The sequence below is a fragment of the Pauljensenia sp. UMB0895 genome (assembly GCF_030218905.1).
In the GTDB taxonomy this organism is placed as follows: domain Bacteria; phylum Actinomycetota; class Actinomycetes; order Actinomycetales; family Actinomycetaceae; genus Pauljensenia; species Pauljensenia turicensis_A.
The window spans coordinates 183,222-203,762 of sequence record NZ_JASOQR010000013.1 but is presented as its reverse complement, the minus strand read 5'-3'; the positions used below and the strand labels follow the sequence as shown (position 1 = coordinate 203,762).

The following is a 20,541-nucleotide window of genomic DNA, read 5'->3' as shown; positions in this document are numbered from 1 at the left end:
GTTTATTCACCTTCAGCTAAATATACGTGTGAGGTTTGGTTCGTAGCGTCGTCATCGCTTTCGTGCCATGCCAACGTACGAAGTGTTGCGATATCCAGTTCCGCAGCATCCAGAGGACCGGCCACAACCTGTCCCCCAACAAAGACGAGCACGCGATCTGCAACGTCCAAGATCTCTTCTTCTTCGGAAGAAACCATGACGACCGTGCGATCGTCTTCGTGGGCAAGTTTCCGCAAAAGAGTATGGATATCGGACTTTGCGCCGATATCAACGCCTTTACTGGGCTCATCGAGCAACAGGATCTCCGGATCCTGCATCAATGCGCGGGCAATAATCACCTTCTGCTGGTTGCCACCAGACAAGGAAGTAATCGGCGACTGCGGGTCACCTTTAATACCTGTTGATTCAAGTAGCTCGTCCGTGGATTCAACCAGCTTCTTGTTGTTCAGGTATGAGAAAGAGGAGAACTTCTTAAGAACCGGAAGCGAAGCGTTCAAATAGCTGTTCATTTGGGGAACAATGCCATCTTGCTTGCGTTCTTCGGTCAAGAATGCGATTCGATGCTTCATCGATTCACGTGGAGTCTTCGGCAGAAAACGCTCACCATCGGGCATCACAATCGCACCGGATGTAGCCGGATCAATACCTGCGATTGCACGCAGGCACTCTGAGCGTCCAGAACCGCCAAGGCCGTAGATGCCGAGGATCTCCGAAGAACGTGCTTCGAAGGAAACACCGTTCAACAGGTGTCCTTTGAGGTTTTCAACCGTCATCTTAACGGGATGATCGCTGGTCTTTTCACGCTGAACTTCGACACGCTCTGCGTGATCTGCGCCAGCAATTGCGGCAACAACAGCGTGACGATCAATGCTCTCAACTGAGGAGTCAAGCAGAACTTTGCCGTTCATTAAGGCAACGATACGATCTGCAACTCCGTAGAGTTCGTCAAGCTTGTGGTTGATTATCAATACACCAATGCCACGTTCACTTGCGATCTTGCGGATATAAGCCAAGAGCTCCGTAACCTGGTCACCTTCAAGTGCCGTCGTCGGCTCGTCAAGCAGCAGGTACTTTGTTTCACGACTTGAGGCAATCGCAATTTCTAATAGCTGACGAACTGCGACCGGGTAGGAACCAACCAAACGATCCACGTCAACGTCGATGCCGAACTCATCTACGAGTTCTTGAGCACCCTTCTTCATCTTTGCCTGGTCGAGAGAAAATGGGGCGCGACGAGGCTCACGCCCAAGCCATACGTTCTGGGCAACCGTCAGGTTAGGAAGCAGTGACAGTTCCTGGTAGACGGTCGAGACGCCTGAATCAATGGCTTCCGAGGGGGAAGCAAAATCAACGCGTTGCCCGTTGATACGAAGCGTGCCACCAGACTGCTTGTGCGCTCCAGACAAAACTTTCAAGAGCGTCGACTTGCCTGCACCGTTATGGCCAACAAGGCCGACAATCTCACCGGGGTGCAATGTGAGGGACACACCCAGGAGCACAGGTACCCCAGAATAGTCCTTTGTGATTTCACTAGCCTCGAAGCTTCCAGCGCCCCTGGGCATGTCCTTCATTGCCATGTTGTTCAGCCAACCTCTCCAGCTGCAGGGGTTTCACCATTGCGGAACATCTTCAGCGGACGGAGAATCTCGGACTCAACCGTCTCGCCCTTCACGTATGCAGCGATCTGCTCAACAACGCGCTTACCGTAGTCAGCAGGTTCCTGTGCCACACATGCCGGGTATGCATCGGTGGTCGTGATTTCAGGTGCGCAGAAGCCGTAGACCTTCACGTCGCGACCCGAAGCCTTGACGGCTTCAATCGCGCCCTGTGCTGCCGGGCCAGTCGAAGCGAAGATGACATTCATATCCGGGTTGCCCTGTAGCATTGCTGCGGTGACGTCCAGGGAGTCGGTGACCTTCACGTTGCCGTCAACAGTGGCAACGACCTTTGCGTTCGGGTTCTCGGCGATCGCTTCCTGGAAGCCTTCGTCACGAATAACAACCGGAACCTCATCGGGTTCGGTGACCAGACCAATGTTCAGAGCAGTGTCGGTGCCCATGTCTTCAAGGACAACCTTTGCGGTGTCAATGCCCCCCTGCTTGTTATCTGCACCCAGGTACTGGATGACCGTTGCGTTCTGTGCCTTCAGAGCATCTTCGTTAACAATAATGTTGACGGTGAATACGGGGACACCAGCGTCATTCGCGGCGCGAACAATTGCTGCTGCCGGCTCGGACTTCACGGGGTTCAGTGCCAGCGCACACGGCTTCTTCTGCAGTGCAGCTTCTGCCTGAGCGAGCTGCTGCGCATCGTCGTCGTCTGCAATCTGAACTTCAGCAGTGAAGCCGTTGTCAGTTCCAGCGGTTTCAAACCCTTCCTTCATTGCAACGTAGTAAGGGTTGGTCTGGTTCGGAAGCAGAACTGCAATCGTCGGATTGTCTGACGAGCACGATTCCGGCAGAGTTGCCGATGCACCCGAGCCTGCTGCATTGCCACTGGCTGGGGTGTTGCTCCCCGTGCCCGTATCGATACCACCACATGCGCCAAGAGTGAGTACTGCTGCAGTGACAACTGCGGTAGTACCAAGCTTCTTGCGAATAGACATCATTGTCCTCCTTGTTGTGTTCTCTGCGTGAAGAGACGTTCTGTTATTTCAGCCGATTGCTGAAACAAGTCAGTGGGATGGGGTCGGCTGAGAAGTATCAGCCTTTGAGCTTTCTTTTCTTAGTTTTAAGCGAGAAGTCAGGGTGTTCAGGCCAGCCTTGTTGGTATCAAGCAGGACACCACCAAGAATGATCACGCCGATGACGAGTGGCTGCCAGTAAGAGTCGACGCCGATAACGTTCATGCCGTTCGAAACGGTAGCGATCAAAAGCGCACCGATGAATGCACCGAGAATCGTGCCGACGCCGCCGAAGAGGCTGACGCCACCAACAACTGCCGATGCAATCGAGTAGAACTGCTCGGTGCCCGAGCCTGCTGTCGGATACCCAACCATCAAACGAGAAGCCGTAATGATGCCACCAAATGCTGCGCACACACCGGAGATGACGTAGACCAGAATCGTGGTCTTCGCGATATTGATGCCGGCAAGACGTGCAGTTTCACGGTTGCCACCAACTGCGTAGATGTGAAGACCTGTTGCGGTGTGACGCAAGAAGTAGCTGATAACCAGTGCCGCGATAATGACCATGATGATCGGGACCGGGACGGAGAAGATCTTGCCACGACCGAAGACCGCGAAGAGCGGCTCGGTAATGGTCACCGACTTGGCCTGAGTCAGAATGTTCGGGATTGACGCAGAAATACCGAAGGTTGCGAAGGTGACGATGAACGGCGGGAGCTTTCCGTAGTGGACCATGACACCGTTGAAGACACCGACTGCGATGCCCACAACGATGGCGACGAGGGCTCCGGCCCACCATGGCGCACCGGCGTGCATTGCAATTGCTGCAATAACACCGGTCAAAGCAATGTTCGAACCAACCGACAAGTCGATGCCACCGGTAAGAAGCACGCATGCCTGACCGATAGCAAGGAATGTAACCACAGAGCCGTTAAGAAGCAACACTGAAAGGTTGCTAGCGGTACGAAACTCCGGTGAAAGAATCCCCATCACTGCTGCTACCAAAATAACAACAACGAAAACGCCAAGTTCCTGAGGCATTCGTCTTCTTCGAGGCGACATAACTTCCCTTTGCTCACTTGAGCACCGCGTTGTGCTCGAATACGGTTAAATTAACACCAATCATATGAGTACGCAACTACCTAAACGGCGCTCAAATGAGCGCTACATGATAATACTGGTAGTAATATCAAGGCGATTCGGAGTCCTCCCTCGCTTGAGCATTATGGAGTTGCAACATGTACACCCCCAGTCAGCCTCGCCAAGGATCTACCGAGCTCACTCAATCTGAACTCATGGAAGCAATCGCGCGCCGCTTCTACTTTGACGATGTCAGTAAAATGCAGATCGGAAATGAGTTTGGCATTTCGCGTTTTCGCGTTGCCCGCCTGCTCGAAAAAGCCCGCGCCATTGGCATGGTCAGAATCGAAATCTCAAACGTTGGCGTCAACATTGATGAGCTAGCTCAGCTTCTTGCTCGCCATCTCCATCTTGACCATGTCTGTCTTGTTGAAGCTAACCGAAATGTTGTAACCGAAAGAGATACTCTGGCGCGTCAAGCAGCCAAGTATCTCTCCACAAATATTCGACCGAACGACCGCATCGGTTTCTCTTGGGGTCGTACTTTGATGCCTATCGCCCGTTATCTTGGGCCTCTTCCCCCATCAGAGTTTGTTCAAATTACAGGAGTAATTGGTGACGATCCTTCAAAGTCTCCAATCACTTTGATCGGACAGATCAGTCAGCAATCTGGCGTTGAAGGGCGAATGCTTATCGCTCCCCTGTTCAGTTCTTCAGCTGAAACGGCGAAGGTTCAGAGGAAAGAACCAGCTGTTGCTCGCATCCTTGAGCTCTTCGATGACATTGACATCGCAGTCTTATCTGTCGGCGCTTGGGATTCTCGCGTCACCCAGCTTGAGCAAGTGCTTCCTCAGAGCGACATTGAAGTCTTGGATCAGCGTGGTGCGGTGGCCGATTCCACTGGCGTTTTCTTTGATGCCGACGGCAACTACCTCAATCTCTCCCTGAACGATCGCCGTATTTCCATAACCGTCGAGCAAATCTTGAAGGTCCCTAACGTCCTGATGGTTGCTGGCGGAACACAAAAGACAGAAGCAATCCACGCCGTGTGTCATTCAGGGATCCCAACTGCTCTTGTTACTACCACGGAAGTTGCGCAAAAACTCCTTACTCTCCCCGCGATTTCGAAGGGCAAGTATCGCTGACTCCCAGCCAAAACAAAACCCGGACTGCGAAGTAGTCCGGCTGGTTGTTGCCTTCACGTTGAAAGGGATACGGAAGTGTAGGTGGGTGCATTTAGGCACTAGGTGGGTGCACGACCGCCAGAGGTGGGTGCAAAACCAAACAGGTGGGTGCAAAACATCCCAACCGACTATAGAGCTATCGTGTTCTATGAGATTAGTTGAACGACATTTATTGGGTTCAGCTCAGGTCAGAAAAGAAAATCTTGAACCTGCACTCCTTCGGGCTTCCTTGGAACACCGCTGTCCGAACCTTTCTGCCCGTAGCCTATTTCCAGAAAAATCTCCGGGGAAGATAGGGCTTGAGCCAGCAGATTCTGCCTCCACAGGCCAACAGCCTTAGCAACCGATCGCGCCTGGCAGTTAATTGATTTGTTCGGATTAAACTCGATGTCAGTAAAGGCATCATACTTGACGACTGCTGAAAGCAAATCAGGTTTACGAATCAGAGCAGATGCGTATAACCAGTCGTAAAAGTAAGTTTTTGGCTCTAACGGGAAATCCCGCGAGAAAAAACGAAAGCCGATCAATTGACCACTATCCTTCAAGCGGGGATCGCTTTTTGACTCACGGCTTGAGACCTCAAATAAGTCAGCAAAAGGCCCACCTCGTAAAAATACCTTCGAAGCTTGAAATGCCGATTCAACTGAATACTCGCCGTAGCCTGGATGATGGATCCTTAGATTAAATGCGCTCAATTCAACACCCAGGCTGTCAGGACTTTTAGATGAGACTTCCAAAACCGCATGATCTGGTTCCAACAGATGAAAAGAATCATGCAGGCTAGCAATCGAACGCTGCTTTTGTTGTATCGAAAAACCGGGGTGGAACGTAAATTCAGTCTCCCGCTCATCAACGTACGGCAGGCGGTCCAAAACAAGAAAGACTGGTCTCTTAGCCATGCAAATCCCCCGCAGCGTCCACCCATGCTCGCCAATAACTGGGGTACTTAAATACATTTAAAGATGAATCATTGTTGACTTCCCACTTGGCGTAGACATTCCTGTGTATTCCGGATTGCAACAAAGATTGCTTTGTTTCATAATCATTAACAACTACGAAGGACACTTTTTCCCATGGAATCGTAGCAGCAATCTGGATTTCTGCTTGTGGGTTCGTAGTTAGAAAATCTGGTAAGTCTTCGCTCTGTCGAGAGAATACAACCCCAGATCTTGTGGTCATCTCTTCAACAAACAACTTTTCGACTGCTGCGAGACCGAGCAAGTCTTGTGGATCAGTACGTCTGCACTCTCTTGAGGCAGCATTAGACGGACAAAACACTACTTGGTCATACTCGAGGTCAGATAACACGGAAATCGGGATAAATAGAAGTGCAACATCCTCTTCCCGACTCCAAAGCTTAGTTCTGTAGCGGTACATCATCAAGAAATTCGGGAACGAGATCGAGAAACATGACATGTCTGTACGCTCATCGAGCCGTACTTCATCCAGTGCCTCAAATACAATATCTGGGAAGCCGTCAATCTCATTCCGAGGGAGAATACCGCGTTTTTTGATACCCCCTAAGTTTGTAATAGGAGTAAAATGAACGAGGTGCTCGACTCCCCTATCTTCGAGATACTCAACTACTTCTCTCATCTCAGTGTCACCTTGCCTGAAGAGAATATTTTAACAAGGGTTCGTTTCCCAACATCATGGCACCGTAATAGCCGCAGGGTATGCAATTACATGGCATCATCACGGTTCTCGCCACCCGTATTCTTTCTCAACCTTACTGGCGATCTTTTGATAACGATCTCTTTGTCGCCAATCAACCCCGTAGCGCGAATCTTCGTCGTCAATTACTTCTATAACGGCAGCTTGAGGAACCACACCAGCGTATGCACATGACCCATCAACCAAACAAGACATATGAACTCCAAACCAGACCCAAAGGTCCAACTTTTCGTCCGCAGTCCCGTGCTCGACTGGGACAAAGCCCTGCTCTACCTCATCACCGAGAAGATTCTGGTTGCCACTGACGGGCAGATTGATGTTGAGTTTAGATGCCATGTTTGAGATTTTGGAATGGGGGCTAAGCCAACCTATATATTAACTCTAGTGATTTGGGGTATTCAACCGAATTTTCAAAGTTAAGCATTGAACATGCCCGGTCAACTAAGATCGAACCAGCAACAGTCACTGGAACATCCCGAATAAGTTAATTAGGGTCTTGGAGTAAACACTGCAATAATCCATTTACATCTCGCCCATGTTTTATGAACAATTTGCCGAAACAGGTAGAACTGCCATTTCTAACTATTGACTTTCAATTTATTTCTAATTCAAGTAATAGTTAGAATGGCGTATTTTCATATCTCTAGAACGCATTTCCGTCAACAGCCTCGACACATGCTTTTATGAACTTTTTGCTCCTGACTCATGTCTACTTTTCTATTCAGGTATTAGTTCAACTAGAACCTGCTCGAGTAACTCTAGGTTCACGTTCCTAAGGTTCTCCTGAGTTTCATTATTAAGCTGACTCAAAAGACCAAAAGCTCGCTCTCTGTTCTTATCAAACACCTCTCTCATATCAGAAGTTAGATTGAGGGCAACCAGCATACCCACCATGTTGATGGAAAGCGCCACCCCCCTTGAAGCCATCTCAGCCATTTCCGGGTCAGGAGGGATATCACCAGTCTTGCTTGCTCTAGAGAAATACAGATTCACGCACTTGTCGGCAGCTCCAAATGCCTGGTCTGCCTCATCTATCTTGCCTGACCTCCAGTAACATGATCCCAGATTCAGATAAGCACGACTAAGAACGCTTAGGTAATAGGCCCAATGTTCCGGGGCTCTCTCAAGAAAATTTTCAGTATTCCCAATAACAATCAACTGATTGGTGATTTCGGGGAACTCCCTATCACCTTCAATGAACCAAAGCGGATCATCGTCAACATCAGTTCCTCTCAGGCGTCCAAACCGCCCGTTCTTCATTTGAACCAGCGGGTAAAAGTCAGTGAATTTCACCCCCAAGTTAAGCTTACGCAAGCGGGCATCGACCAACTCAACAAGTTCGATGTCAGCATTCGAATCACTAACAAATTCTGCACGAAGTTTAGTAAGCCGCTTGATCGCTTCATCATCTCTCCTCAGGATTTGATAAATCAACGAGAGGAGGACTTCCGCACGCACCGCGCTACTTCCAGTAGGACCAACCACAATGCGCGCATTTTCAGTCAAAGTCTCGACAACCTCCCGCGCAGAGTCATATTGCTCGAGTTTCAGTAATGTGACGCCTAGCTGGTGTGCTGCACGCAGGCTTAATGGATCATAAGCTCCGTGGTGCTCATTTACCACGGACAAGCAAGCTGAAAACCAATGCTGAGCATCAGCAAATCTCCGCTCTTCAAGTGCGATGTCCCCGGCCCACAAATAAGTATCTGCTCGAAGTGAGGCATAATCTCTTAACTTGGGAATCCTTAAATCTAAATCTCGAAACGCTTCCTCTACATTTTCAATCTGTTGTGCCTTGTATCCCCAAAAAATCAAGTTCGATTCTGCTTCAAGGGCCACAGCCGACTGTCCACCGCTGACTTCTCGAATTTTTGTTAATAACTCGGTTCCTTGGTCGAAAGCGACTTCGCTTTCGGGAGTCTGTGCGTGTACTGCGCGTAGTCGTTTCAACTGAAGAATGAGTGTTTTCAGGGATCGCTCACCATAAATCTTCGCTGATACTTCTGAACCATGATCGTAAAATTCTATGGCATCGTCATTAGCATGACTTTCAAAGGACAAATCTCCCTTGAGTGTTACCAACGGAATATAAATCTCTTGTATTACATTCTCTGGAATCGACTTGCCAAAGAAATGTTGCTGTAACATCTCTGTGATGTGAAGCAAGACTGGCATCGCTCTTAGCGGTTCCCCGCTCCTCATCAATAGTCTTGCATGAAGAAGTTTGACGGCCAGGGTATCTGGATGTGAGTGCCCATCCAGCCTAATCTGCATAGGAAGCAGTTCCATTATGATTGCTTCGGCATCACTATACTCAGACATGGCGTAATAGCAACTCGCAATCTGTCGGAGTAGCATGGTACGATCTCGGTCCCCAGCAACCTCTGCAATCACGTTGAGAGCCGCATTGTAGTGTTCGATTGCCTTGGAAAACTCGTATGCTTCCATGTTGCGTCTTGCGACATGTATTTGCGCAGCAGCAAAAGTAAGTGATGATTCGTCATCTGCAAACTTGAGATACCAGTCCACCACTGCCTCGACCTGTGTAGTGTTCGGTAAGTCAAGGTGCTCACGATGTTCGTCTAGCCAATTTGTACAAGCTTGTTGCGTAATCCTTCGCATATGCGTCTTCAAAGTCGACAAACCCTGTACGGATTTTCGTACATGCCTAGCCAGCAGGGGATCAGAGAAATTTGTCACTTGGATTGATCCTCTACACCACCCGATGGGGTCTCGGGCTTTTTGGATTGCCTCTTTAGTGGTTTCTTCCGAGACTTGATAGATTTCCTTAAAGACTTCTGAAATTACAGCTGGCACGAATCGATTCAGTTTGTCCATATCTGGATTTGATGGATTTCCAGCCACTGCTATAGTCAGGGCATTTCTTACATCGTCTGGCAAGGCATTCCAGCGGTTTTCCACTACCTGCTCTACACTATCTGGTAGTTTGAAGTTATCTGATAGAAGGATTTTGTTTCCTGCCAGTCGAATTTCTAGTGCAACATTGGGTTCTGTAATCCAGAGTAGAAGGAACAAAGGGGTATTCAGTTTCTCCACCACTTTTGTTGCGACATCTTCTGAGGTTTCTGGGGCGTAGCGAAGCAAAAGCTCAACAAGAGATTCTTCTTGCAATGACGGCACGTCAACATCAATGAGTCGCATCTGGTCGTCCGACTTTGCTTTCATCTCTGATTGCCATAGCATAAAGTCATCCTGAGTCATCCCCTCAGGCCAGGCAGTACCAATTACCATGACGGGCCGTTGATTATCGCGTTCACTTAGCGCATTCAATAGAGATCGAAGTTCTGGACCCATAAGGTGCATATCTTCAACAACAACAATTCCAGGCAGGCGTTTTGCTGTTAAGGATTTGATCGCTTCGGCCAGTTCTTTACCGGCATCCTTCTTAGCCTTAACATGTTGTTTTCCCATGTAAACATCTTGGTGAAGATTTATGGAGTCTTTACGTTTCTTCCCAACCCAACGTAGTATGTCAGTAACCCATGATGTGAGAGTAGCAGGAAGCGGTATCCCAATGCTCAGAGCGTCGAGGGAGGATTCAAGTAATGAATCTGCAACATCTGATTGTAGATCTTTGCGCACTCGAGTCGTTACTTCTGAGAGTACACTTCCGATTTGAGCGAGAGTTCCCGATGCTTCCCACCACGCAAGCGACAACGGTGCCAGATGAGTCGCCATCTGCTCTTTCCCCATTGCCACAACATCTATTTTTTGACTATTACGCAACTCCTCGCAGTTAAACGACCACCATCCAAACGTGGGAAGCGTGTCCTGCGCCCAAACAAAGGAATCCAACTCAGGGGAGAGTAGTGCTCGATCTCTCAGTGGGTTGGAACTATTGTCTACGTTATTGAGCTCAGGCCAATACTGACCATACCCATGCCTAGGGTTATTAAAGTTGTCCAATCGTAGCAACTCATATAGACGCTGAATAATTGCCGTCTTGCCAACACCGGATGCCCCTCGAAGCAGCACCACGTGTGGTCCAGAGTAGGTACCATTGGACAGTTCAATAATCCGACTGTGTAAGTCTTGAGCTATCGATTCGTGTTGACCTAATAACTCTGGCATCCAGCCCCTCCCGCTAAGCACACGGCACAATACCAATTACACATTAGTCAAGGTAAAGCGTGGCTAAGTAACTTGGAAAACTTGCCATGATAACTACTAGGTTATCCCTCAGCATAACTGATTCGAGCGCATGGTACAGCCAATGAACTGGTATCCGAGCCTTTGAATCTATATAGATGACACACAAGTGACAACAGGCTCATCAGCCCCCATAAAGATCTCTCTGACCAGCGCTTTTAGCGCTTCGTTGCATGGTGAACTAACCATTACACGAAGAAGCACCCTGCGAGTAATTGTATTACTTACAGGGTGCTAAACGGTGGCTTATAGGACAAAACGTGTTGGTTTTTGTTTAGTAGGTTTCTTTCCATGGGTGGGAGTGGTGGAGGTCGGTCCAGTTGATGGCTGCGCCCCAGCCTTGTAGTTGTTTTTGTTTTTGGGCGCGGTGTTGGGCGGTTGCGAATAGTTGGGTGATTTTCTTGATCTGTGTGGGTGTTGGTGAGTATTTGTGCGGGGGTGGCGGGGTTTTCAGTGTGTAGGTAGCACCACCACAGGACGGCTTTTACGCGGTGGTTGAGAGGCATTCCCCGGTGGGTGCGCAGTAGTGCTCTTAGTTGGGTGTTAATGGCGCCTTCAATGTGGTTGGTGGTGGCTGGGATGGGTTGTGTGGGGATGTGTAGGTGGGGGTCTAGGTAGGTAAATAGAGCGCCTTTGCGTACGAGGTTGTTAAGGGAGTTACGCGCTTCTATTAACCGCCGGTGGGTGGGAACTATGGCCCCGTTTTCGAGTCTTGTTTTTTGGGCTAGGAAGGCCTTGTAAGTAGTGTTCCACGCAGCTAGGTCTACTCACCATTGGGTGGCTTGAGCTGGGGTTTTTATGTGTAGTAAACGCTTTGCTAGCCCGTAGAGTTCCACTCCGGCCTGGGTGCGAGGACGCGTGATAGTTTTACGTTTCACCGCGCTGAAAGCATGAAAAGTACACCTTTGCACCCTGGTGGTAGGCCACTGAGCTTGTAAGGCGCTAGCGATCCCGCTGCCCCCATCGCAGATCACGACATCTGGTGGGGCAATGCGATCAAACAAGGCTTGCCACGCTCCGGAATACTCGCCTTTGGCCACATACCAGCCCAACACGTGATTTTTAGTGCAGGCAATCAAAACCACCACGTTACGGGCTAGATAAATCCCATCTACAAACACCACATGATGAACCTCATCCACCAGTGGGCATTTATGCCATAAACGCCAAAACCATTTCAAAATGGCGCCGAGCACTACGACCCCACCAGGTAGATCCTGGTAGCGTAACCGGCCAGTGACAAACTCTAAAAACACACCGAAATACCGCGCTTGAATATCATTGCGACGCGACTGACTCGCTCCACACTTACTACACCTAAACCTGACTCGACCAGCAGCAGTCTTGCCCCACTTATGTGTTGATCCACCACAAACTAAACAACGAGGATTTCCCATCCTCGAATTCAACCGACTTCAAACCCGACTTTCCCCCACCAACACAACAAAAAGTCCACGAAAAACCAACACGAAATGACCTATAAGCCCAGAAATTCTAGTTTTTGTTTGAAAATTAGTGACGGGGGTGAGACCGTTTAAGATCTCACCCCCGTACTGTTATGCCGATGTTTCGTCGGCTAGGCGATTAGTTCTCCTCGCCTTCGCGACGACGACGCACGAGCACCAGGCCAAGGCCTGCTACGCCCATTGCGGCTACGATACCAGCGAGCCCTGCTACCTGCGCACCGGTGCGTGCAAGCTTAGACTTTTGGATCGCATCAGATTTTGCAATCTCGAAGTGGGCAGTCACCGTGTCAATGCTGCCATCAGGGTAGGTGAAGTTCACCTTAATGTCAGCCTTCTGTCCTGGCTTTGCATCCTTGCCGGGCTCTACGGTCAAAGTGCAGTTTTTATCCACAGAAGCCTTCCAGCCTGACGGCACGCTACTTGGATCAACCTCACACTTAGTGTCTGCTGGCAGGTCGCCGGGCTTCAAAGGAATCTCAGTCTTGTCATTTACCTTGCCAGTAGTATTCGGGTATTCAGGCTGGCACTTATCCGAATCCTTGCCATTATCAGCAGGGTCAGGTTCTCCGACGGTAACGGTTACTTCAACCGTGTCGGTCGAACCATCCGGGTATGTTACAACTACTGGAACCGTGATCTTGTCGCCCGGCTTCTCACCTTCAGGAACCGAAACGGTTACCTCACCGGTGTTCTCATCAACCTTAGAGCCCTCAGGAGCACCCTCACCAGGAGTGAACTTAGTACCCTCAGGAGCCTTGGTTTCCTTACCGTCCTTGTCCTTAAACGTAGGACCAGGAACCGTCGAATCCACACCAGGCTTACCAGAACCATCCTGATACTCAGGCTCGAAGTTCTTGTTATCAGTAGTCTCAAACTCGATGAAGAGGTCTGGAGTGTTACCCGTGATTTCTACCGTTGCGCCCTCACGAATCACGCTATCATCCTTGACTTTCAGATCATCATTAGCGAGGTCGTCAAGGCCAGAAATCGACACTGTGTAAGTGCCCAGTGGAAGCATCTCTAGATCAAAGTTCTGCGCAACTGAGTATGCACCTCCGCTTACCCAATGTGCTGCATCTGCGCTGGACTTGTATTGCTCACCGTCTTGTGAAGTCAGCGTGACAACAAGGTCACGAATTGACTCCGGAAGAGTCTTCTCCGCAGAAGGATCGTTAACCGAAGGAATGTTGCTACCGTCAACCTTCACACGAATCGTCAGGAACTGAGCCTTTACCAGGTCGACAAAGATGTTCGGCGTATTATCTGTAACCTCTAGCGTTGCATCATCGCGAAGACTGCTCTTTCTAGAGGCTGTCAGGTCGTTTGCTTTGAGGCCCTCCAAACCTGACAACGACACATCATATGTTCCAAACTAAATGAGGCACCACACCGCCTTCGCACTCAAAATACATAAGGTACGTCGCGGGAGGGTAATTTTGTACCGGGAGGGTGAAAATGCCACCCCTCACCTCCTCACTTCATAAACGCCCAACCCAAATCACCCCCAGCAACCACAGCGCCCCTTCGATCCAAATCGCCCTCCAAGGGCCAAAACGCCCACCGCAAGCAACCCGGTACTTTTACCGACAAGCAAAGCGCGCCACCCACTAAGTTATTTCATGTTTTTTATGTTTTTCTCATGCTGACCTCAACGTTCAAATAACCAATTGATAAAAATAAAACTGAGGATTATCGCATAAAGTAAGGTACACCTTACTCATCTACAGCGGATAGCTGGTGCTCCTGGTCGCGCAATGATTTTAGGAAATAAAGAAAGGGTAATAAAGATATGACCGATTTAGATATTGAGGGCGCGGTAGCAGCGCTCAGTTCGTGGCAAGAAGAAACCTATTTGTGGTTGCATCAAAACCCCGAGCTTTCTATGGCAGAGACCGAAACCTGCGATTTTATTGACAAACAGCTAAAAGACTTTGGGTACGTAACCCAGAGAATCGGTGGCGGTGTTGTGGGTGTACTTAAGAACGGCGAGGGCAAAACCACGCTGTTCCGCGCCGACATTGATGCTTTGCCGGTGAAAGAGGACACCGGGTTTTCCTACGCCTCTACGGTGACGCGTCGGGATGCTCAGGGAAATGAAGTCCCGGTTATGCACGCCTGCGGACATGACTTTCACGTCACCGCCGGGCTGGGTGCTGCCCGGATACTTTCCGAAAACCGGCAGGCGTGGAGCGGCACCTATATCGCCCTCTTCCAGCCTGGCGAGGAAACCGCCGAGGGCGCAAAGTCCATGGTTGCAGACGGTTTGGTTGACAAAATTCCGCACCCCGATGTGGCCTTAGCACAGCACGTGCTCGCCGGGCCCATGGCTTCCGGCTCAGTCGGCACCCATTCCGGCGCTATTCTCTCGACCGGCGCCTCCTTGAAAATTATTGTGCATGGCAAAGGTTCGCACGGCTCCATGCCCCACATGGGAGTAGATCCCGTGGTGCTCGCCTCTGCGATAGTGATGCGGCTGCAAACCATTGTTTCCCGCGAAATCAACCCCTTCAAGATGGCAGTAGTGACCGTGGGGTCGCTGCAGGCCGGTTCCAAGTCGAATATCATTCCTGACCGCGCCACTTTACTATTGAATATCCGCGCCTACGACATAGAGGTGCGCGAACACCTATTGGAAGCAATAAAACGGATGGTGAACGCTGAATGCAAAGCAGCCGGAGCCCCCGCGCCTGCCGAGTTTGAGCTTTACGACTCCTATCCCCTGACCAATAATGATGCCGAAACCACCCAGAAGGTGACTGACGCGTTTATGGCACATTTCGGGTCGGATCGCGTCTGTGATTGCGGCGAAGTATCGGCCTCGGAAGATTTCAGTACCATCCCTGATGCCTTCGGGATTCCCTATACTTACTGGGGTTTAGGTGGCTTCAATGAGGGCGACCCCCAGTATCCCAACCACAACCCCAAGTTTGGGCCGGTTATGCAGCCCACGCTACCCACCGGCACCGAAGCGATTTTGGCTGCGGTAATGGCCTGGTTGAAGAAGTAAAGGAGAAATCGAAACGCGCATCGAAGAGATTATTGAGTCTTTCCTCAGCGACCCTGAAATGCTCGCCTCACTAGCAGTAGACATGGCAGACCATTACAGGAAAGGACACGGCCAAGGAAATGAAGTCCTCAAAGCCCTAGAAACCCGCCACTAAGATGTAGAAATCCAACTCGCCAACTTCGTCAAAGCAATATCCCAAGGCATCTTCAATGACACCACTGCCGAAGCCATGCGTGCACTGGAAGAACAAAAACGCGATCTCAATCAAGCCATCCAAACAGAAAACGTCAAAACCGCCCTCTCTTTGAGGATGAAGCTTCCATTAGCTCGTTCTACGAGCGCTTCGCCCAGGCCACGATCGACACGCCCGAGACCCGCGACCAGCTTTTCGAGTACTTCGTGGACAAGGTGTTCATCGGTCGCGAGCAGATCGTCATCGCCTCGTACTTCCACGACAGCACGGCACCCATCGAGTTCGAGGACCTAGAAGAAGCGCTGTCCAGCGGACACAGAGCGGGGGAAGTGCGAACCTACGCTCGAAAGCGAGAGTTCGACACTTCCCCCTCAGGTGGAGCTAAGGGGATTCGAACCCCTGACCTCTTCCATGCCATGGAAGCGCGCTACCAACTGCGCCATAGCCCCGTATTCAGTTCATCGCGCTTGCGACCCGTTAAGCATAACGGAACGCCAGCCGGTTCGTAAAATCGAAACCCCGTGCAGGCCATCACATCAGCCGCGATCACAGGATCCACGCGACAAGCAGATGCGCGATGCTTACGCGCCCAACAGATCCTCGCGGTATCCAATATTGTGCGCAGCCAAACGGAAAGACGGAGCACCCGACGCACCGGAACCTCCCCCACCCACGCGAACAAGCTCTGACCAGTGACAATTATCCAAGCCACGCATCGCATCAAATTCAAGCGGGTTCAAGCCCATGCAGGTAATCAGACCGCGCAAAATTGCTGCACCGTGAGCAACCACAATGACAGTCGCATCCGAAGGAGCCTGGCGAGCCGCCTCAAAAGTAGCATCCCGCACGCGCGCCCCCACAACATCCGATGGCTCAATTGACGCCTCGCCACTCTCGCCCGTCTGACGCCACGCATCCACCAAATCCGGATATTTTTCGCGAGCCTCCGGCAGGGTTAGTCCCTCAAACAGGCCGTAGTTGCGCTCAATCAGGCGCTCATCCACGATCGGTCCTTCAACATCGCCGCCCTGGGCACGAAACACTCCAGCCAGCAGCTCAGCAGTTTCCGAGGCCCGCGACAGAGGCGAACAAACAATCACAACCTTATTCGAGGTCTGGGAAGCAACACTCACACCAACCTGAGCACTCCGTGACAGGACACGCTTCGCTAGAACCTCGCCAGCGCGCTCAGCCTGCTTACGACCACAAGTATTCAACGGACGATCAATCACGCCCTGGAAACGCCGCTCAACGTTATAGTCCGTCTGTCCGTGACGCACGAACACAATACGATTCGCGCCGTCATCGTGTGTCTCAACAGCAAAGTTAGTGTCGCTGGCAGGTGCGGTGACAGTAGCGGGTGAAGAAGTAGCAGGCTCGGTCATGATCAGTCTTCCTCAGCGTCAGAATCGGCGGCTAAATCCATCGCGCCTGATGCAATCGCTGACGCTAAGTCCATGCCTCGTGCATCACCCATCGACGCAACAACCTCAGCCGCCGACATCGGAGTACCGACCCCAGCACCCACCGTGCCCGGCGCCACAACAAAACCGGCAACGCGTGCGGCCTCTCCCTCGGGAGCAAGGTGCGTCACCTTACCGTCTGCCCAGAGCTTTTCCAGAGCGTAGAACTCGCGCTGTTCATCGGTCAGAACGTGGCAGATCAGCTCACCGTAGTCGATCAGTACCCACGTGCCACCTGTACGCCCCTCGATGCGATCGGGCTTCACACCCAGCTGCTTCGCCGTCTGATCCATGATTTCTTCAGCGATCGCGCGCACCTGACGATCCGTAGGAGCAGAAAAAATCAGAAATGACTCAGCCAACGCCAGACGATTCCCCACGTCCACCGCCACCGGATCCGTCGCCAACTTGTCGATCGCTGCCTCTACGATGACGTCCCGCAGATCCTTTTGCGCTTCACTCACGTGGTTTTCCCTCTCTTCACGCCAACAATCGGCGGATGCTTCACGCCGACAATCGGCGGATTCTATGCCCGTCACTGATCCGTGTACAGGTCGTATTTCTTGATGTACTGGACAACACCGTCGGGCACTAAATACCAGACCGGATGCCCACCTTCAACGCGCTTACGGCAGTCCGTTGACGAGATCGCCATTGCTGGGACCTCCACCAACGACACCGAATTACTAGGCAAACCCGACGCATCCAATTGATGTCCTGGACGAGTAACGCCGACGAAATGCGCCATTTCGAACAGTTTATCCGCGTCCTTCCACTGGGCGATCTGTTCCAGAGCATCTGCGCCCGTAATGAAGTAGAAGTCCGTATCCTCCGGGTATTGCGCCGCAAGATCGGTCAGCGTATCGATCGTGTACGTTGTCCCACCACGGTCAATATCGACACGAGACACGGTAAAACGCGGGTTCGATGCCGTGGCAACAACCGTCATCAGATAGCGGTGTTCGGCGCTGGTCACCTTGCGCCCGGCCTTGAACGGTTGCATCGCCGCGGGGACGAACACAACCTGGTCAAGTTGGAAGACTTCCATCACTTCCGACGCCGCGACAAGGTGGCCGTGGTGAATGGGGTCGAAAGTTCCACCCATGATCCCGATGGATCGACGAGGCCGACCGGCTGAAAACTCTTTAGCTGCACTGGTGGTCAGAGCATCATCGGGCGCCTCGACACCATCGACGCTACTGGCCTGCGCGCAAGTCTGGTCGCTCATGGACGAACCGTCCCATCGCCTTCAATAATCCACCGCGTTGTCGTCAGTTCAGCCAAGCCCATCGGACCCCGAGCATGAAGCTTCTGAGTCGAGATACCGATCTCTGCGCCCAATCCAACCTGGCCACCGTCGGTGAAACGGGTCGACGCGTTAACCGCAATGGCAGCCGAATCAATCTCAGTCTGAAAACGGTTCGCGGATTGAAGGGAACGGGTGCAGATCGCTTCAGTGTGACCGGTTGAGTAGCGACGAATATGGGCGATGGCCTCATCAATCGAGGGGACAACCCGCACAGCCAAATCCATCGACAGGTATTCGGTTGCCCAGTCTTCTTCGGTTGCCTCAACCCACATATCGGAGTCAATCGACGGGGTCTGACGAGCAATCTGGGCAGAAGCAGGATCCAAGTGCAGAGTAACGCCAGCTGTTGCCAAACGAGTCAGCGCTGACAGCAGGAAACGCTCGGCTTCGGCTTCGTGCACAAGGAGAGTCTCAGCTGCATTGCAGACACCCACACGCTGAGTCTTCGCATTCATAATGATGCGTTCAGCAGCTTCCAGGTCTGCGCCCTCATCAACGTAAACGTGACAGTTACCCGTGCCTGTTTCGATAACAGGGACAATCGAGTTTTCGACGACAGCTTGGATCAAGCCCGCACCACCGCGAGGAATCAGCACATCGATGCCACCACGAGCACGCATCAAAGCCGTCACACCAGGACGTCCCAGATGGTCAACCGTCTGAACTAAATCAGCGGGCAGATCAACGCTTTCAAGAGCATCACGCATCACGGTGATGATCGCCTGATTCGAGTTAAACGCCGCGCTACCACCGCGCAGAATAACCGCGTTACCGGACTTCAGGCCAAGCACTGTCGCATCAATCGTCACATTCGGACGAGCTTCGTAAATCACTGCGACAACGCCCATAGGCACGCGCACCTGACGGATACGAAGACCCAGCTCATTCACGGTTCCACGGAGGATCTGGCCGACCGGATCCGGCAAGCTGGCGACCTCGCGAACAGAATCAGCAATTGACGCGATACGCGACTGGTCCAACGCCAAACGATCCAAGAGCCCAGCGGACATGTCGTTTTCGCGACCTCGCAGTAAATCCAGCTGGTTCGCAGACAAGATTTCGCGGGACCGTTCTTCAAGGGCAATCGCAATTGCTTCCAGCGCGCGATTCTTCACACCAGCTGTCGCCACGGCGAGCGACAAGGAGGCCGTGCGCGCAACCGTAGTCAGATCTAAAATATCAGGAATCTGGTCAGTCATGTCCCCATTTTCCCACAGGTTGGAGCGCTGAGCAGTACTAGACCAGCGGTGCCAAGTCGTCGCGATGCACGATCGGGCGCGGATGCTCCCAACCCGAAAGACGCAGATCTTCAGCAGACAAGCCCGCCATATGTGCGACCTCATCGGAGTCGTAGGAGACGATGCCTCGCGCCAACAGGCCAGCTGGGCCAGCAATATCTACAACATCGCCTAAATCAAAGTGTCCGATGATGCGAACAACGCCGGCAGCCAGCAAAGACTTCTTGCCTGCGGTGATTGCACGACCCGCCCCCTCGTCGACGATGATTTCGCCACGAGAATGAGCAACATGAGCAATCCAGAGGCGACGCGATGCCGGACGAACCGATGAAGGAGCGAACCATGTACCCGTCGCGCTCCCCGACAGTGCAGTCCCCAGTTCATCCGCGCTAGTCAAGACCACCCCAATGCCGGAGGTCGCAGCCATCGTCGCAGCCTGAACCTTCGTCACCATGCCTCCGGTGCCCACCTTTGATCCCGAGCCCGTCACCAAGACAGCATGTAGGTCGTCGGTCGAATGAACCTCGCGAATGAGCTGCGAACCCGGATGGCTGGGAGGCGCGGTATACAGCCCATCAACATCGGTCAGCAGGATCAGCGCGTCGGCTGCAACCATCTGCGCCACATACGAGGCCAGACGGTCATTGTCGCCAAAGCGAAGCTCGCGAGTAGTGACCGCATCATTCTCGTTAATAATCGGAACAACGCCACAGCTGAGCAGGCGATCAAGCGCAGAACGCACGTTCGTGTAGTGTTCGCGACGCATGACGTCTTCAGTGGTGAGCAGCAACTGAGCGACATCAAGGTGGTGCGCCTGAAATGCTGCCGTCCAGCGAGCAACCAGGAGCCCCTGCCCCATCGCGGCAGCAGCCTGAACGCTTGCCAGATCGCGCGGACGCGAATTGAAGCCCAGCGGATCCAGACCCGCTGCAACCGCACCGGAAGAGACAATAATGATCTCTTTACCCGGCGTCTTCCACTTCGAGACCAAGCGCGCTACGGAATCAATACGGTTCAGATCCAGGCCACCATCATCGCGGCTCAGCGACGAGGATCCAATTTTGACGACAATACGGTTCGCATCGTTGATACGGCCGTCACACGAAGGAGTCACTTCGAGTCCTTGCCTTA

At 51.9% G+C, this 20,541-nt stretch carries 16 protein-coding genes, 1 tRNA gene and 1 pseudogene; 2 read left to right on the top strand and 16 right to left on the bottom strand.

Annotation, left to right across the window (positions count from 1 at the left end):
- Positions 1–2: 2 nt before the first annotated feature.
- The 3 genes from QP503_RS07070 to QP503_RS07060 form a co-directional block, all read right to left on the bottom strand.
- Positions 3–1,577, bottom strand: a complete 1,575-nt coding sequence (locus QP503_RS07070; protein WP_103633595.1) for a sugar ABC transporter ATP-binding protein — start codon at positions 1,575–1,577, stop codon at positions 3–5.
- Positions 1,578–1,582: 5 nt separating this feature from the next.
- Complete coding sequence (locus tag QP503_RS07065; protein ID WP_219811056.1) at positions 1,583–2,608, bottom strand: substrate-binding domain-containing protein; 1,026 nt, start codon at positions 2,606–2,608, stop codon at positions 1,583–1,585.
- 66 nt (positions 2,609–2,674) lie between these two features.
- On the bottom strand, positions 2,675–3,667 hold the full coding sequence (locus tag QP503_RS07060) for an ABC transporter permease (protein ID WP_103633594.1): 993 nt from the start codon (positions 3,665–3,667) through the stop codon (positions 2,675–2,677).
- A 197-nt stretch (positions 3,668–3,864) separates the two neighbouring features.
- On the opposite strand from QP503_RS07060, the gene QP503_RS07055 reads away from it, so the two are divergent.
- Positions 3,865–4,851, top strand: coding sequence for a sugar-binding transcriptional regulator (locus QP503_RS07055; protein WP_103633593.1), 987 nt, complete (start codon positions 3,865–3,867; stop codon positions 4,849–4,851).
- Between the two features lie 227 nt (positions 4,852–5,078).
- On the opposite strand, the gene QP503_RS07050 is transcribed toward QP503_RS07055, so the two are convergent.
- The 6 genes and pseudogenes from QP503_RS07050 to QP503_RS07025 all read right to left on the bottom strand — a co-directional run bounded on the left by QP503_RS07050 (position 5,079) and on the right by QP503_RS07025 (position 13,551).
- Entirely contained in the window at positions 5,079–5,789 is a 711-nt protein-coding gene (locus QP503_RS07050) for a DarT1-associated NADAR antitoxin family protein (protein ID WP_103633592.1), read from the bottom strand.
- Positions 5,782–6,486, bottom strand: a complete 705-nt coding sequence (locus tag QP503_RS07045) for a DarT ssDNA thymidine ADP-ribosyltransferase family protein (protein WP_006681612.1) — start codon at positions 6,484–6,486, stop codon at positions 5,782–5,784. Before QP503_RS07045 ends, QP503_RS07050 begins: the two co-directional genes overlap by 8 nt.
- Before the next feature lie 99 nt (positions 6,487–6,585).
- Complete coding sequence (locus QP503_RS07040; protein ID WP_006681613.1) at positions 6,586–6,900, bottom strand: hypothetical protein; 315 nt, start codon at positions 6,898–6,900, stop codon at positions 6,586–6,588.
- A gap of 381 nt (positions 6,901–7,281) precedes the next feature.
- Positions 7,282–10,656, bottom strand: a complete 3,375-nt coding sequence (locus tag QP503_RS07035; protein ID WP_103633591.1) for a tetratricopeptide repeat protein — start codon at positions 10,654–10,656, stop codon at positions 7,282–7,284.
- Positions 10,657–11,008: 352 nt separating this feature from the next.
- Positions 11,009–12,131: pseudogene (locus QP503_RS07030) on the bottom strand (IS1249 family transposase).
- A gap of 187 nt (positions 12,132–12,318) precedes the next feature.
- On the bottom strand, positions 12,319–13,551 hold the full coding sequence (locus tag QP503_RS07025) for a YPDG domain-containing protein (RefSeq protein WP_219811055.1): 1,233 nt from the start codon (positions 13,549–13,551) through the stop codon (positions 12,319–12,321).
- Positions 13,552–13,989: 438 nt separating this feature from the next.
- Here QP503_RS07025 and QP503_RS07020 point away from each other — a divergent pair, with 438 nt between their 5' ends.
- Entirely contained in the window at positions 13,990–15,207 is a 1,218-nt protein-coding gene (locus QP503_RS07020) for an amidohydrolase (RefSeq protein ID WP_103633590.1), read from the top strand.
- A 264-nt stretch (positions 15,208–15,471) separates the two neighbouring features.
- On the opposite strand, the gene QP503_RS07015 is transcribed toward QP503_RS07020, so the two are convergent.
- From QP503_RS07015 to proB, 7 genes are all read right to left on the bottom strand, one after another.
- Positions 15,472–15,660 carry a hypothetical protein gene (locus QP503_RS07015; RefSeq protein ID WP_103633589.1) on the bottom strand — a complete coding sequence of 63 codons (189 nt, stop codon included), beginning with the start codon at positions 15,658–15,660 and terminating at the stop codon, positions 15,472–15,474.
- A 116-nt stretch (positions 15,661–15,776) separates the two neighbouring features.
- A tRNA-Ala gene (locus QP503_RS07010) sits at positions 15,777–15,849 on the bottom strand.
- A gap of 132 nt (positions 15,850–15,981) precedes the next feature.
- On the bottom strand, positions 15,982–16,785 hold the full coding sequence (locus QP503_RS07005) for a histidine phosphatase family protein (RefSeq protein WP_103633588.1): 804 nt from the start codon (positions 16,783–16,785) through the stop codon (positions 15,982–15,984).
- Positions 16,786–16,787: 2 nt separating this feature from the next.
- On the bottom strand, positions 16,788–17,327 hold the full coding sequence (rsfS, locus tag QP503_RS07000; protein ID WP_103633587.1) for a ribosome silencing factor: 540 nt from the start codon (positions 17,325–17,327) through the stop codon (positions 16,788–16,790).
- A 71-nt stretch (positions 17,328–17,398) separates the two neighbouring features.
- The gene (nadD, locus tag QP503_RS06995; RefSeq protein WP_103633586.1) at positions 17,399–18,091 is read right to left on the bottom strand and encodes a nicotinate-nucleotide adenylyltransferase; all 693 of its coding nucleotides are present in this window, start codon (positions 18,089–18,091) and stop codon (positions 17,399–17,401) included.
- Positions 18,088–19,371: a glutamate-5-semialdehyde dehydrogenase gene (locus tag QP503_RS06990; protein ID WP_103633585.1), complete on the bottom strand. Its 1,284-nt coding sequence runs from the start codon at positions 19,369–19,371 to the stop codon at positions 18,088–18,090. Before QP503_RS06990 ends, nadD begins: the two co-directional genes overlap by 4 nt.
- Positions 19,372–19,408: 37 nt before the next feature.
- On the bottom strand, positions 19,409–20,524 hold the full coding sequence (proB, locus tag QP503_RS06985; RefSeq protein ID WP_219811054.1) for a glutamate 5-kinase: 1,116 nt from the start codon (positions 20,522–20,524) through the stop codon (positions 19,409–19,411).
- Between the last annotated feature and the right edge of the window lie 17 nt (positions 20,525–20,541).